Source organism: Ferrimonas futtsuensis DSM 18154 (assembly GCF_000422645.1).
GTDB lineage: Bacteria > Pseudomonadota > Gammaproteobacteria > Enterobacterales > Shewanellaceae > Ferrimonas > Ferrimonas futtsuensis.
The window spans coordinates 76,234-90,232 of the sequence record NZ_AUGL01000011.1; the positions used below are offsets into that span (position 1 = coordinate 76,234).

At 60.4% G+C, this 13,999-nt stretch carries 12 protein-coding genes; 5 read left to right on the forward strand and 7 right to left on the reverse strand.

What is annotated here, in order from left to right; all coding sequences use genetic code 11:
* Nucleotides 1-10: 10 nt before the first annotated feature.
* A complete protein-coding gene (gmk, locus tag G505_RS0109445) occupies nucleotides 11-634 on the reverse strand; it encodes a guanylate kinase (protein ID WP_028109329.1) in 624 nt (207 codons plus the stop codon).
* A gap of 275 nt (nucleotides 635-909) precedes the next feature.
* On the opposite strand from gmk, the gene G505_RS0109450 reads away from it, so the two are divergent.
* Complete coding sequence (locus G505_RS0109450) at nucleotides 910-2,616, forward strand: glycoside hydrolase family 3 protein (RefSeq protein ID WP_051216038.1); 1,707 nt, start codon at nucleotides 910-912, stop codon at nucleotides 2,614-2,616.
* Nucleotides 2,616-3,752 (forward strand): N-acetylglucosamine-6-phosphate deacetylase, encoded by a 1,137-nt coding sequence (nagA, locus tag G505_RS0109455; RefSeq protein WP_028109331.1) that lies wholly within the window; start codon nucleotides 2,616-2,618, stop codon nucleotides 3,750-3,752. Before G505_RS0109450 ends, nagA begins: the two co-directional genes overlap by 1 nt.
* A gap of 425 nt (nucleotides 3,753-4,177) precedes the next feature.
* Here nagA and G505_RS0109460 read toward each other — a convergent pair whose 3' ends face one another.
* A complete protein-coding gene (locus G505_RS0109460) occupies nucleotides 4,178-4,516 on the reverse strand; it encodes a nitrite reductase (NAD(P)H) small subunit (RefSeq protein ID WP_035385262.1) in 339 nt (112 codons plus the stop codon).
* Between the two features lie 249 nt (nucleotides 4,517-4,765).
* Between G505_RS0109460 and G505_RS0109465 the strand changes: the two genes are divergently transcribed.
* Together G505_RS0109465 and G505_RS0109470 are read left to right on the forward strand one after the other, a co-directional pair.
* On the forward strand, nucleotides 4,766-4,969 hold the full coding sequence (locus tag G505_RS0109465) for a (2Fe-2S)-binding protein (RefSeq protein WP_035385263.1): 204 nt from the start codon (nucleotides 4,766-4,768) through the stop codon (nucleotides 4,967-4,969).
* 108 nt (nucleotides 4,970-5,077) lie between these two features.
* Nucleotides 5,078-5,560 carry a Dps family protein gene (locus G505_RS0109470; RefSeq protein ID WP_028109334.1) on the forward strand — a complete coding sequence of 161 codons (483 nt, stop codon included), beginning with the start codon at nucleotides 5,078-5,080 and terminating at the stop codon, nucleotides 5,558-5,560.
* Nucleotides 5,561-5,606: 46 nt separating this feature from the next.
* Here G505_RS0109470 and G505_RS0109475 read toward each other — a convergent pair whose 3' ends face one another.
* On the reverse strand, nucleotides 5,607-6,611 hold the full coding sequence (locus G505_RS0109475; protein ID WP_028109335.1) for an adenosine deaminase: 1,005 nt from the start codon (nucleotides 6,609-6,611) through the stop codon (nucleotides 5,607-5,609).
* A gap of 108 nt (nucleotides 6,612-6,719) precedes the next feature.
* Here G505_RS0109475 and G505_RS22730 point away from each other — a divergent pair, with 108 nt between their 5' ends.
* Entirely contained in the window at nucleotides 6,720-7,823 is a 1,104-nt protein-coding gene (locus G505_RS22730) for a M61 family metallopeptidase (protein WP_028109336.1), read from the forward strand.
* Here the strand turns inward: G505_RS22730 and G505_RS0109485 are convergent.
* The 4 genes from G505_RS0109485 to G505_RS21180 all read right to left on the reverse strand — a co-directional run bounded on the left by G505_RS0109485 (nucleotide 7,707) and on the right by G505_RS21180 (nucleotide 13,970).
* A complete protein-coding gene (locus tag G505_RS0109485; protein ID WP_035385264.1) occupies nucleotides 7,707-9,737 on the reverse strand; it encodes a methyl-accepting chemotaxis protein in 2,031 nt (676 codons plus the stop codon). The genes G505_RS22730 and G505_RS0109485 overlap by 117 nt on opposite strands.
* Nucleotides 9,738-10,374: 637 nt before the next feature.
* Nucleotides 10,375-11,247 (reverse strand): glycoside hydrolase family 18 protein, encoded by an 873-nt coding sequence (locus G505_RS0109495; protein WP_028109338.1) that lies wholly within the window; start codon nucleotides 11,245-11,247, stop codon nucleotides 10,375-10,377.
* A 137-nt stretch (nucleotides 11,248-11,384) separates the two neighbouring features.
* The gene (locus tag G505_RS0109500; protein ID WP_028109339.1) at nucleotides 11,385-12,248 is read right to left on the reverse strand and encodes a YicC/YloC family endoribonuclease; all 864 of its coding nucleotides are present in this window, start codon (nucleotides 12,246-12,248) and stop codon (nucleotides 11,385-11,387) included.
* A gap of 90 nt (nucleotides 12,249-12,338) precedes the next feature.
* A complete protein-coding gene (locus G505_RS21180; protein WP_157509151.1) occupies nucleotides 12,339-13,970 on the reverse strand; it encodes a mechanosensitive ion channel family protein in 1,632 nt (543 codons plus the stop codon).
* Between the last annotated feature and the right edge of the window lie 29 nt (nucleotides 13,971-13,999).

The following is a 13,999-nucleotide window of genomic DNA, read 5'->3' on the forward strand; positions in this document are numbered from 1 at the left end:
ATGAAGTTGACTAGCCTGCCAACAGATCATCTAGCATATCACCGTGGACAGATTTTTGCCCAGCCAGATGCAGTCGGTTGGCCAAAACAATGGCAGTGAGATCCGCCAGTGCCGTGTCGAAATCTTCGTTGACGATCAGGTAGTCATACTCATCATAATGACTCATCTCATCCACCGCATCCGCCATGCGGGCGGCGATGGTGTCGGCGCTGTCCTGGCCGCGGCTGTTGAGCCGACGCTCCAGCTCCTCCCGGGAGGGGGGCAGGATAAAGATGCCAATCGCTTCGGGCATCAGGGCTTTCACCTGACGGGCACCCTGCCAGTCGATGTCCAGGAAGACGTCGATCCCATTATCGAGGGTCTGCTCGATGGTGACGCGGGAGGTGCCGTAGTAGTTGCCGAACACTTCGGCCCACTCAAAGAAAGCGCCCTGATCGATCAGCGTCTTGAAGGCCTCTTTCTCGACGAAGTGGTAATGCACGCCGTCGCTTTCGCCGGGACGGGGGGCTCGGGTGGTGTGAGAGACCGACACCTGCATATCCGCAGGCTTGTCCTTGAGCAGGGCGCCGATGAGCGACGACTTACCTGCCCCACTGGGGGCCGATACAATGAAGAGGTTTCCACGACGGGCCATGGCTGATTCCACCCTGAAAAAAAGTTAAAACCGGGCCGCCGCCTCTGCAGAGCAGGGTCGGGGGAAACCGGTGTCTAAGTTCTAGTGACAGTGGCGGCAAGAAGCAAGGGCCGGCCACCTGATTCTGAGGCGGCGTAAATTACCATGAATGGGTGGATAAATCACCCGTTTGGGGCAGGAAAACGGGAGCGCATCCATGGCCGTGGCCATTTCCTCTTGATCGGCACCAGTGCCGGTGTGACTCTAGCTCAATAATTGGAGCCGACCACCTCGTGATGAACCTGAAACAACAGATCGCCCAGAAGTTGATGATCGACCTGCGCTATTTTGGCGATTCGCCCACGGCGCGCACGCCCATGACCCGGCTGCCCGGGGCGGTGGCTGACTGGATTGCCCGCTGTGGATTGGGTGGGGTGATTCTGTTCTCGGAGAACCTGGAGAGTCCGGAGCAGATTCGCACCTTGACCTCAGCGCTTCAGTGGGCGGCGGCGCGCTCTTCCCTGGGCGCTCCGCTGCTGATCTCGGTGGATCAAGAGGGGGGACGGGTGTGTCGAACCCCCAAGGCGCACACCACCGCCTTTGCCGGCAACATGGCCCTGGGGGCGGCGTCTTCCGTCCATCCGGAGCTGGCCAACGAGGTGGCCGTCGCCATGGGCAGGGAGCTGTTGGCCCTGGGCATCAATGTCAATCACGCGCCCTGCATCGATGTGAACAATAACCCGGACAATCCGGTGATCAACGTGCGTGCCTACGGTGACCATCCTCAATTGGTGGCGCGACTGGGGCTGGCCCAGGTCCAGGGGTTTGCCTCCGCGGGTATCCTCTCAACCCTCAAGCACTTCCCCGGCCATGGGGATACTCACAGTGACAGTCATACCGGTCTGCCCAGAGTGGAGTATGACCGTTCCCACCTCGACGGCATGGAGCTGGCCCCCTACCGGGCCATCCTGCAGCAGATCCAGCCGGACATGGTGATGACCGCCCACATTCAGTATCCCGCCCTGGATGACACGACCCTGATCGGTCGGGACGGGTTGGCGCATCTGGTGCCGGCCACACTGTCCCGCAAGATCATTACCGGCCTACTGAGGCAGCAGCTGGGCTATCAGGGGGTGGTGATCACCGATGCTCTGGATATGGCGGGCATCAGCGGCTGGCTCTCCCTGACCCAGGCGGTGATCCACAGCTTTGCTGCCGGGGTGGATATCGCCCTGATGCCGGTGCGAATCCGCTGTGAGGCGGACCTGGTCAAGCTGGATGAACTCATCGATGCGGTGGCCGAAGCGCTGGCCGCCGGGAAGCTGGACCCCGGGGAGTGGCAGGACTCTCTGACGAGGATCGCCGACCTCAAGCGGCGGCTGGCGCCTGATCTGCTGCCCTCCCCCGAGGTCCTGGGCTGTGACGCTCACCGCTCCCTGGAGCGCAAGCTGGCGACCGCGGCTGTTACCCAGCTGTGCCCCAACACCCTGCCTCGGCCTGCCACTGCACATCGACACTGGCTGTTGATGCTGCCCGATCTGGAAAAGGCCAACGCCCTGGCGGCCGCTCTCAAGGAGCTCAAGCCTGAGCTCGAGATACGTTGCGCCAGCCTGCTTCAGCCAGAGGCGGAACTGCACCAGGCGATGGCGCAGGCCGATCTGGTGATCAGTGGCTTTATCTCCCCCCGCCAGAGCGCCGCCGAGTTGGGAGGGATGGAGGATGTGTCTGCCCTGGACGAGCAGGCGCTGATCCAGGCCCATCAGCCTGAGCGACTGGTGCCTCTGCTGAAGCAAGCCAAGGCGTCCGGTCGCTCGGTGATTCACCTGAGCCTGCGCGCCCCTTACGAATTTTCACTGGTCAGTCCCTGGTGTCACTGGGGTCTGGCCAGCTTTGCCTATCACCTGGATCGCCCCGGACGGGGGGCGAGTTACGATTCGTTGGCCAGAGTGCTGCTGGGCCTGGCTCCGGCACCCGGCCTTATGCCCCTGAAGGAGGGAGAGTAATGAGTAAACGCTACCTGGTCAGTCAGCTGTTCGATGGCCAGCAGATGTTTAAGAACGTGGTACTCACGGTGGAGAACGGCCGGGTGGCCAGCATCGACAAGGAGCGCAATCGCTGGGATGAGAAGCTGGTGGGCATCCTGGCGCCGGGCTTTGTGGATCTGCAGGTCAACGGGGGCGGCGGTGTGCTGATCAACAATGCGGTCGACGCCGATCAGGTGCTGACCGTGCTCAAGGCTCACGGCCAGTTTGGCACCACGGCGATGCTGCCGACGGTGATCACCGATGATCTGGCCAATATGACCCGGGCCGCGGACGCGGTGGCCCGGGCGAGGCAGAACTCACCCTATGGGGTTCTGGGCATCCACTTCGAGGGACCCCACCTGGCACCGGCCAAGGGTGGTGTGCATAACGCCGAGCATATGCGCCCCATCAGCGAGGCGGAGTGGCAGCTCTATGCCCGGGACGATCTGGGGGTCAAGATGATCACCCTGGCGCCGGATGTGGTGTCGGAGGCGGAGATCCGCACCCTGGTCTCTCTGGGGATGATCGTCTTCCTGGGCCACTCCAACGCCAGCGCCGATGAGGTGGACGCTGCCCTGGCCGCAGGGGCCGTCGGGTTTACCCACCTGTTTAATGCCATGTCGCCCCTGGCGTCCCGGGCGCCGGGTATGGTCGGCAGTGCTCTGCTGGATGAGTACAGCATGGCGGGGATCATCCTCGACGGTCACCATATGGATTACCGGGCGGCCCGTCTGGCGCTGAAGTGCAAGGGACAGGACAACCTGATGCTGGTCACCGATGCCATGCCACCGGTGGGCAGTGATCAGCAGAGCTTTGAGCTGGTGGGGCGTCAGGTCACCCGTCACCAGTGTCGGCTGGAGGGACCCGATGGCCAGCTGGCGGGCTCGGTGCTGGATATGAACCAGGCGGTGCTCAACGCCATCGATGGCCTGGGTGTGGCCCCGGGTCAGGCACTGCGCATGGCGTCGGCCAACCCGGCCAGGGCCCTGGGTATGGAGGAGGTGCTGGGGCACCTCAAACCCGGCGCATTGGCCAATATGGCGTTGTTGGGACCGGGGATGCGGGTGAGCCGCACCTGGGTGGCCGGTGAGACCCTGTGGCAGGAAGAAGTGTGATCTGCGCCCATCCTGAGCGCCTGGCGAAATCACCAACTGGCGTTCAAAACGACAAAGTCGATTAGGGCGATAGCCACACTCCGTTATACCAAGAGGGTGAGACTGGGTAGTCTGTAACCAATGGCCCACAGCACCAAGGCCCAGAGTACCGAGTTTCATCATCATCTCATATCGTTTTTGTTGAGGGCCTGTTGGCCCTCTTTTTTTGCCTGAGTTTCAGCCTGGCAGCATCGACAGAAGCACAGGAAAAGCCGGAGCGGGATTCAAAGCGGCAAAGTCGATTAGTGCAATAGTAAGAGTGCGTTATACGACATCGAAGGGGCTGGTTATGCTGTAGTCAATGGCCCACAGCACCAAGGACCAGAGTCTCCAGTTTCACGACCTTATCTTATCGATTTCCTCGAGGGCCTGATGGCCCTCTTTTTTTATTCCAGTGCCAGTTGCACCCGATTGTTCCTCACCCTCACCGGAAAGGTGGCCAGGGAGATCTCCCGCTGCTCCAGGTTGCGACCGCTGTGCAGACAGTAGCGCCGCGGCTGGCCAGCGGCCTCCAGGGCCAGGGTGCGGGACTCTTCATCGACCCGGGCGCGAAAAATCGAGTTGGCTTTGCCCAGGGGATCGTGATTGTCCAGAGCAAACAGCTGGCCTGAACGCAACAGAAACAGTGCCAGTTGCTGATCCTGCACCAGGGCACACACCCCCTCTCCCGGAATGAGTTCCGACAGGGCACAGATATCCTGCCAGTCTGGGCAATCACGGCTCATAAGCACCTCCTTTGCTTCCCGTCACGATAACGGGTCGTCATGACCCTGACATGACAGAGCAAGAAGGGGGCCGGGTCATTGAAACATCAAAGTCTAATTAAGTATTTGGTTTTTAATCAGAGTCTTAAGTAGAAAAAGCTGAGATTTTGGTCTGAGCAGAATCAAGGTGGTCGGCTGCTATACTGCGCGGCACTGGCGCACAGTGCCCTGTTTTGGCGCGGCCATCCTATTGAAAAGGTGAAGATTGAGATGACTCAGCCAACCCCTCCGACTCTGCTCTGCTGTTGCCTGCGATTGACGCAGCAGGATGTGGACGAAGTGATTCTTGCCGGTGCCACCAGCGCCGATGAGGTGGCCAACGCTTGTGGTGCCGGCACCGGTTGCGGCTCCTGCCGGTCGGAGATCACCCAGCGATGCCGCACTCTCACCGCCGACACTCCTGGTGATTCATAAAGTAGATTGCGGCAATGCCTATTGCTCGCTTTATCAGATTCAAGACTGGGGCTATTCTAGACTCAATCGCCACACAGGGTGGCCCGAAATTGAGATAAGGGGATAGCCATGAACAACACCAACCTGATTGGGCTGAACAGCCAGGGTGCCGAGCAACTGGCCGGTCAACTGAATGACTTGCTGGCCAACTACCAGATTCTGTACATGAACGTCCGCGGTTTTCACTGGAACATCAAGGGGGCCGATTTCTTCGAGCTGCACACCAAGTTTGAGGAGATCTACAACGTTCTGCTGGAGAAGGTGGATGAGATCGCCGAGCGGGTGCTGACACTGGGGCATCAGCCGCTGCACGCGTTTTCCGATTACCTGCAGCACAGCGAGATCCGCGAGGCGGTGCAGGTGAGCAGCGGCAGTGAAGGCATTGACCTGTTGCTGGACGGCTACATGGTGTTGATCGCCAAGCAGCGTGCCATCCTGGAGTCTGCCGGTGAGTTGGGGGATGAAGGCACTGCCTCACTGATGAGCGACTACCTGTCCCAGCAGGAGAAGGAGAGCTGGATGCTGGCGGCCTACCGCGGCCGCAGCGCCTGATACAAAAAAGCCCAGCCGATTGGCTGGGCTTTTTACCGGCTGAAGATCAGAACAGCTCCATCAGCTGCTGGTAGAGCTGGGCCTTGCGAGCATCCGAGGCAAAGCTGGCGTCGATGGCGTTGGCACTCAACTTCAGCCACTGCTCTTTGCTCAGATTCAGCGCCTCTTGCACGTTCACGTAATTTTCCAGCATATAGCCACCAAAATACGCAGGATCGTCCGAGTTCAGCGTTACTTTCAGATCCTTGTCCAGCAGGGTTTTCAGGTTATGGTCCGCCATGGTGTCGAACACCCGCAGGCGGACGTTGGAGTTGGGACACACCGTCAGCGGGATCTGATGCTCCGCCAGGTGGGCCACCAGCTCGGGATCCTGCAGGCAGGCCACCCCATGGTCGATGCGCTGCACCTTGAGCAGATCCAAGGCCTGCCAGATGTACTCCGCCGGACCCTCTTCGCCGGCGTGGGCCACCAGCTTGTACCCCTGAGCCTGGGCGGCGGCAAAGGCCCGCTGGAACTTCTCCGGTGGATGACCCAGTTCGGAGGAATCCAGGCCGATGCCAAGGATCTTCTCCCTGAAAGGCTTGGCCTGCTCAAGGGTCTCCAGGGCGGACTCCTCGCTGAGGTGACGCAGGAAGCAGAGAATCAGGCCGTGGCTGATGCCCAACTGCTGTTCTCCCTGCGCCAGGGCTTGGGTCAGTCCGTTGATCACCGTTTCGAAGGGGATGCCGCGGTCGGTGTGGGTCTGGGGGTCGAAGAAGATTTCGACGTGTTCGACGTTCTGTTCGTGGCAGCGCTGCAGGTAGGCCCAGGTGAGGTCAAAAAAGTCCTGCTCCGTCTGCAGGACATTGGCGCCCTGATAATAAAGGTCCAGGAAGGACTGCAGGTTGCTGAAGTCGTACGCCTGGCGCAGGGCATCCACGGAATCGTAGGGCAGGGTGATGTTGTTGCGTTGTGCCAGCCGAAACATCAGCTCCGGCTCGAGAGAGCCTTCGATGTGCATATGGAGTTCGACTTTGGGCAGGGCGTGGAGAAAATCGGTGGCCAGGGTCATAGGCATAATCTCTTTGTAGTCATTGTTAGGAGGTTATGCCCATCTAGTCTAACTCAATTCCCGTATTTGAGTTAGAAGTAATCAGGGGATTGGGCGCAGGGAGGCAAAATGAACTGGTTGAAACGCTTATTGGTTTGTTTGTGTCTGTGGGCCGGACCGGCGAGTGCCGGCTGTGAGGGGCCGCCCAGCTTTCAGTTCGACCAGCGCATACCGGATGGTGAACGGGCCAAGCTCCGCCGTTGGCTGGGGGAGGCGGCCCAGACGGTGGCGGAGCTGGCGGGACAGCACCCGGTGCGCTGCGCCCGCATCCGGGTGTACGACGGTGGCCGGGGCCGGGGAGCGGTACCCTGGGCTCAGATAGACAGAGGCGCGGCGGAGGGGATCCGCTTCTACGTGGATTACCGTCTTCCTCTTCACTCCCTGAGGAGTGACTGGACCGCCATGCACGAGTTCAGCCATCTGCTGATCCCCTTTCCCGGCAACGACCAGCCCTGGTTCAGTGAGGGGCTGGCCAGTTATCTGCAGTATCTGTTGATGGCCAGGGCGGGCATCCTCTCTTCCGATGAGGCGATGAAACGGTTGGATCGGGGCTTCAGGCGTGGCGTCGAAGACGATGACCATGGTGCCATTGCCCTGGAGGAGCTGTCCCGGGACATGTGGCGCCGTCACGCCTATCGGCGGGTGTATTGGAGCGGCGCCGCCTACTTCCTGGCGGTGGATACCGAGCTCCGGCGGTCGGGCAAGGGGTCTCTGACTCAGGTGCTGGCTCAGTTTGTCGCCTGTTGCCGTCAGCAAAGCCGCCACTGGACGGTGGACAGCCTGGTGCAGGTGTTTGACCGCCTCAGCGGCACCACCCTGTTTGCCGACACCAAGGCGGCGCTGATGCCTCGAACCGGCTTTCCTGATCTCAGCCGACCCTACGAGTATCTGGGGTTGGTGCAAACCGGTCATGGGGTGCGCCTCAAAGCAGGCTCTCCCTGGCGGGAGCGGCGGCAGCGTCTGGTGGCCGATGTGGCGATCGGTCGTCGCCGTATCTCGACGGCCGGCACGAAAAAGGGGAGCTGTGCTCCCCTTGCTTCTCTCTTTCCCTGGGGCCTAACTGAAGTAGGCCACCTGTTTGTCCAGGTTATCGGACAGCTGCTGCAGCTCGACGGCACTGTCGGCGGTTTGCGCCGAGGTGTCGCGGGTCATGCGATTAAGATCGCTGACTGAGGCTGCATTGGCTGCGATCTCCTGGGAAACCTGGGCTTGCTGTTCGGACGTGGTGGCCATGCTCTGGGCCATATCCGCAATGGCATTGATCTGACCGGTGATGTTGTGCAACGCCCCGCCGGCTGCCTGGGCTTTTTCCTTCACCGACACGCTGGTGTTCTGGCTGGAGTTCATCATGGACACCGCAGACTCGATGCGCTGCTGCAGTTGGCTGATGATGGACACTACCTCCTGAACCGAACTCTGGGTGCGGTGGGCCAGCTGACGCACCTCGTCGGCCACCACCGCAAAGCCCCGCCCCTGCTCACCGGCACGGGCCGCTTCGATGGCGGCGTTCAGCGCTAGCAGGTTGGTCTGTTCGGCGATGGTGTCGATCATGGTGGTGACACTTTCGATGTTGCGGCTCTCCTCGTGCACCTGACGGATGGCGTCGGTGGAGTCGTTGAGCTGATCGCTGAGGCTGTTGATCTCCTGCTCCATGTCGGTCACCAGCACCGAGCCGGCGTTGCTGTCCTGGTTGGCGGTCTGGACACTGTGGGCCACCGCTTCCACCTGCTCGGCAACGGCGTTGGCGGAGGAGGCCATCTCCTCAATGGCGGTGGCCATTTGATCCACTTGCTGCTGTTGCTGCTCAGACTGACCCAGGTTGGACTGGGCATGCTCGGCCACCAGACGCGCGGCGGCATTGGAGTCGTTACTGGTGGTCTTGATCTCCCCCACCAGCTGGTTCAGCCGCCTGGCCATCTGACCCATGGCGAACATCAGGCGGGTGATCTCGTTGCGACTGTCTCCACAGACCTTAGGGATGTCAATGCTGACCCGGCCTTCGCCCAGGGCGGTCATGTAGTCACTGGCCTGGCCCAGGGGGCGTAGGATCCGCTGCAGTACCCAGGTGACCACGACGATGGTGAACAGCCCGGCCAGGGAGGCCACCAGAACGATGGTGGTCAGCAGGGAGCGGGTCTCCTTGGTGACCTCATCCAGGAAGGTGCCGCCGGACAGCACCCAATTCCATCCGGGTACCTTGGCAAACACCAGGTACTTTTCACCGGTGACGCCGTTGTAGGTGTGGGGGTAGCGCACCACGCCGGTGTCGCTCTCAAACAGCTTCTGGAAGGGTTTCTCTTCCGTGGCCAACTGAATGATGTTCTTGGCCAGATTCTCTTTCAGGGGGTGATGGATGTACATCCCCCGCTTGGCGTCGCTGTCGTCGAAGACGATGGAGTAGCCGGTGTCACCCCACTGGATGGTGGCCAGGTTGTCGAACAGATCCTGAGACGCCTGGTCCACTGGCAAGCCCACAAAGGAGGCGCCCACCTGGGAACCGTCCGCACTTTTTATGGGGGCGTAGTAGGTGAGGTACTGCTTACCGAACAGGGTGACCTTGTTGTAGTAGCTGTCACCCCGGCTCAGGGCCCGGTAGGCATCGCTGGTGCGGTTCAGTTCGGTGCCCACCACCCGTTCGCCATTGAGGTTGGTCAAAGAGGTGGAGAGGCGAACATAGTCGCGGTCCTCTTTGACAAACACCGTCGCCACCGCACCGGTATCCCGGGTAAAGGCATCCACCAGCCGATTGTCGCTGACTCGCTCACCATGAGCGCTGAGATCCTGCAAGGCGCGCCCTTTCAGTTCCACACTGGAGCCGGCTGGCTGCAGACCCTCCAGATATCGGTTCTGGAAGGCTGTCTCCAGCACCTTGGCTTCCTTCAGGTAGCCGTCAAAACTCTGTTTCAGGGTGGCACTCAGGGCCTGCACCTTGGATTGGTGCTCAGAGAGCGCCTTATCCATCAGAGTCTGATAACTCTCCCGGTAGACCAGATACCCGGTAAGTGAAAAGGCAATAACGATAAGGACAGTAATAATGGAGCAAAGCTGAAAGCCGATGCTTTTATTCTGCACATTGAAGGTGGACATATTATTTATCCGTAGTTAATGACGCCGTTTAAATAAATCTAAAGTGCTTCTGCCCCATGGTCAGAATAGGCTTGGCGTCAAAGAGCGCCGATGTGTCAGGCCGTTGCGCTAGGAGCTGCCATCGATGGGGCTGGTAATAAAATCAAACGTATCAATAAGATGTCAATTGGCAGATCTCTGAAGTTAGGGGATATGTGACCGGAGAAGAAATTTCGAACAAAAGAGACAAAATCGTTAAAGAATTAAAATTTGAGTAAATTGGTGAAATAGAAAGAAATGTGACTGGTGAAATGTCGCGCAGAAGTTATTTGGTGACAAACGTCATATTTTCATGGGGGGAATATATCTAATTTGACTTAGTTAACTCATCTAAATATAGCCGTGTTGTTACCTTGTGACACTGTCCCCAATCCAGAATCAGTGCCCTTGGCTGTGATGAGTGATGGCTAACCATAATCATCGGGCGCATAGAATTCGACAGGACGGGGAGAAAGGGGACCACCTTTCATCAGCTGATGACATTCCACCGCTGGGTGCAGCAGGGCGGCCCTGTCCTGTCCGAAGGGACTGCAACATCAAGCATCGCATTTTTGCCTCCGAGCCGTTGGCCGGTCGGCAGCTCCGCGGCCCTCATGGGTTAGCCGGTGACGCTTTGGTCCTCCAGCGCCTCGCTGACCGGGTGGCTCCAGTGACCCTCGGTGTCTGAGGCGAACTCCCAGTTCATCAGGCCTCCCAGGCAGTGGGCGGCCTTCAGGGGCTGGACGATCTCCGTGACGATGCGCTCCACCGGAATGTAGCTGCTGGCCTGAGCATTGTGGCGACTGACCGGCAGGCCCAGTATCGCCTTGTCCGGACTCATCCCCGGCAGCCGGCAGTATCTCTGGTAGGACTCCACGATCCGCAACGGGTCGCCGCTCCAGGGACGATTGTTGTAGAACTGGATGTTCAGCATATCGATGGCGCTGCCGGCCTGCTCCAACACCTTCAGGTAGCCACTCATGCGATAGCCGGACTCCAGGTAGGGAGGCTGGGGGGCGTGAGATATCAGGTAGCGGTCACTGGGCAGCTCCCGCCTCAGGGCCAGGGTCAGGTTGACCAGAAACTCGATGCCGTCATAGCCGCCCTGACCGACAAAGGCGGCGCTGTCCTCCCAGTCGATGTCGATGCCATCCAGTTCGTTGTGGGTGACAAACTGCGCCAGGATGTAGGCCAGGTAACTCTCCTGCCCCACCAGTTGCCGGTAGGCGGCGCTGGTCATGGTGGCACCGCCGAAGCTGATCATCACCTTGATCCCCTGTTGTTGCAGCTGGCGAATGGCCTGCTTAGTGCCCTGGGTCAGTTGGGGCGGAGAGGTTTGGGCGGCGATGGCGCCGGACAGCTCCAGGGTGAAGGGGCTGTGTTCACTGCAGCTGAGGAAGGCGAGAATGAGGTGGGTATAGGGGCGATCCAGTGCCCGCCCCAGCGGAATGTTGCCACTGGAGAAGTAGCTGACCAGCTTAGGTTGGCTCATAACCTGTTCCTTGTGTTGCCGAGTCTCGGGCGGTTCCATGCCCAATTGCAACTATAGGAGAGAGCCGGCGGTTTCGTCAAAAAGCACTTAAAAAACAAAAGCCCCGCGATGCGGGGCTCGGCTGAGTGCGCTTGGGCTTACTCGATGTTCTGGATCTGTTCGCGCATCTGCTCAATCAATACCTTAAGCTCCACCGCGGCGGCGGTGATGTCGGTGCTGATGGACTTGGAGGCCAGGGTGTTGGACTCACGGTTGAACTCCTGCATCATGAAATCCAGGCGACGGCCGCAGGCACCGCCCTTCTTCAGCACCTTGCGGGTCTCGTTCACGTGGGTATCGAGGCGGTCGATCTCCTCGGCCACGTCCATCTTTTGGGCCAGCAGAATCATCTCCTGCTCGATGCGGCCGGGGTCCATGTCCTCTTTCACTTCCGCCAGGCGGTCGTTCAGCTTCTGGCGCTGCCACTCCATGATCTCCGGCATGCGGCCGCGAACAAAGGCGGCCTGCTCGGTCACGCCGTCCAGGCGATCGCTGATCATCTTCTCCAGGGCCTGGCCTTCGGAGCCGCGGGCTTCCAGAAACTGATCCACGGTGTCGTCGAACTTTTGCAGCAGCTCCTTGCCGATGGCGTCCATGTCGCGCTCACTGGCTTCCAGAACGCCGGGCCAGCGCATCAGTTCCACCAGGTTCAGCTGGCCGATGCCGGCCATAGTGTGCAGGTGCTGGGCCTTCTCGATGAGCTGGGCCGCCAGTTGCTCGTTCATCTGCACGGTGTCGCCGGCGTTTTCGGTCAGTTCGAAGCGCAGGTTCACCTCCACCTTGCCGCGCGCCAGGCGCTTACGCAGGCGCTCCCGCAGCATGGGTTCCAGGGAGCGGAACTGCTCGGGCAGTCTCAGGTAGGTCTCCAGGTAGCGCTGGTTGACGGAGCGGATCTCCCAGGAGGCGCTGCCCCAGTCAGCTTTAACGTCGCTGCGGGCATAGGCGGTCATGCTGTGGATCATTGGAAGTGGCCTTGTAAAGTGTCAGTGGTCCGATTATACCCACGGGCGAGGGGAGACGGCAAAGCCCCCGGACATTCCAGGGGTTTAGGGTCATTGCCCGTCGGCTGCTTTAGGAGTCCCAAGCCAGCGCAGCTGGGTGGTGTCGGTCATCGCCACCCCGTGCTGCTCCAGTATGGTGAGGATGGCCAGATTCAGCTCCTCTGCCGCCTCCAGGTATTCAGGAAAGGCGGTGGTCTGGATGTAGCTGAGCACATTGAGCTGCAGGGCGTTGGGGCCAAACTTGTGGAAGCGCACCCTCAGCGGCGACTCATGAGTCATGGGGTGATCCTTCAGCGCCTGGGTGATCTCGTCCATCACTCCCCGCAGTTTGCTGACCGGGGTGTCGTAGCGCAGGTTGAGCGACGGGCTGTAACGGATCTTCTCCCGTTCGGAAAAATTCTCCAGCTGCAGGTCGACGAAGGTGGCGTTGGAGATGTGGATCACCGTCCGATCCAGGGTGCGCACCCGGGTGTAGCGCAGACCGATCTCCTCCACCACCCCCATCTGGGTGCCGAACTTGCAAAAGTTGCCCACCTTCACCGGCGAGGAGAGGTAGAGGGTGATGGCGCCGATGAGGTTTTCCACCGACTTCTGCGCCGCCAGGGCCACCGCCAGGCCACCGATCCCCAGGCCCGCCAGTATGGTGGTGGCTTTGAACCCCAGGTTCTCCAGCCACATCAGCAGGCCGATGATGATGATCAGGATCTTGCCTATGGTGAACAGGGGCTTGAGCAACTGAGCCCCCTGATCCTTGCCCTTCTCCTGGAAGCTGCGGTTGAGCCGCTCCCGGGCCAGCTCCATGCCGGAGACCATCACCCACACCAGCGCCAGGATCATCAGGGCGTGGCCTTCGGCAATGGCCCTGGCCTCGATGGAGGGGCGCACCAGGGGGAAGGCTTCCCGCACCACCAGCACCACAAACAGCAGCCTCAGAGGACCACTGATAAAGCGCTGCAGTTGGGTGTTGTCCGGGTAGTGCCGCCGCACCAGCCACTTGCTGATGGCAAACAGCGGCAGGCTGATGAGGTAGGCGAGGAGGAACATCAGCAGCACCGCCACAAACTGCCAGCTTTGCAGCCCGAGGATTTCGAACTCGGGCAGGTGGTCGCTGAGGTATTCGCCGATGGGGCCGTCGCCGTACTGCTGGTAGAGGTTGGGGACCTCACCCAGGGTGGCATTGGAGATTTTCCAGATATACTGACCGTCGCCCCGGGGCACGCGCTGCAGGTAGACACTGACCTGGCGGGATCCCAGGGGAACTCGCCCCACCAGGTCCCGATAGGGCGGCAGGCCGTCGCCGGTGAGGCCGTCCTTCGATTCGCTCAGGGTGTGCAGATCCACCCACAGGGTGCGGTTGAGGATCAGCTTGAACTCCTCGGCCAGCAGCGACAGCGGCAGGTCGGCCACCCCCTTGGGCAGGTTGCGCCCATCCAGGTAGTGAGCGGCCCGCTCGAAGTCGTTGTGGCGCAGGGCGTGCAGCAGTCCCTCCATGGAGGAGCGGGGCGAGCCCCGCTCATATTCATCCACCACAGTGGGCTCCGGGGCGGGTTTGTCCGGCGCCGCCTCCTCGGTTTCCGCCGGGGTCTCCTGCTCCATCATGTTTTTCAGCGTCGGGGGTTCGGCCTGCAGGCTCAGAGGCAGCAGCAGACAGAGCAACAGCAATCCATGTCCTAGTCGCATCATCGTCGTCTGTTTTTTGTTCGGGCTATGGT

Coding starts and splice junctions, on each gene's coding strand:
- gmk (WP_028109329.1), bottom strand. CDS start 634: ATGGCCCGTCGTGGAAACCTCTTCATTGTATCGGCCCCCAGTGGGGCA.
- G505_RS0109450 (WP_051216038.1), top strand. CDS start 910: ATGAACCTGAAACAACAGATCGCCCAGAAGTTGATGATCGACCTGCGC.
- nagA (WP_028109331.1), top strand. CDS start 2,616: ATGAGTAAACGCTACCTGGTCAGTCAGCTGTTCGATGGCCAGCAGATG.
- G505_RS0109460 (WP_035385262.1), bottom strand. CDS start 4,516: ATGAGCCGTGATTGCCCAGACTGGCAGGATATCTGTGCCCTGTCGGAA.
- G505_RS0109465 (WP_035385263.1), top strand. CDS start 4,766: ATGACTCAGCCAACCCCTCCGACTCTGCTCTGCTGTTGCCTGCGATTG.
- G505_RS0109470 (WP_028109334.1), top strand. CDS start 5,078: ATGAACAACACCAACCTGATTGGGCTGAACAGCCAGGGTGCCGAGCAA.
- G505_RS0109475 (WP_028109335.1), bottom strand. CDS start 6,611: ATGACCCTGGCCACCGATTTTCTCCACGCCCTGCCCAAAGTCGAACTC.
- G505_RS22730 (WP_028109336.1), top strand. CDS start 6,720: ATGAACTGGTTGAAACGCTTATTGGTTTGTTTGTGTCTGTGGGCCGGA.
- G505_RS0109485 (WP_035385264.1), bottom strand. CDS start 9,737: ATGTCCACCTTCAATGTGCAGAATAAAAGCATCGGCTTTCAGCTTTGC.
- G505_RS0109495 (WP_028109338.1), bottom strand. CDS start 11,247: ATGAGCCAACCTAAGCTGGTCAGCTACTTCTCCAGTGGCAACATTCCG.
- G505_RS0109500 (WP_028109339.1), bottom strand. CDS start 12,248: ATGATCCACAGCATGACCGCCTATGCCCGCAGCGACGTTAAAGCTGAC.
- G505_RS21180 (WP_157509151.1), bottom strand. CDS start 13,970: ATGATGCGACTAGGACATGGATTGCTGTTGCTCTGTCTGCTGCTGCCT.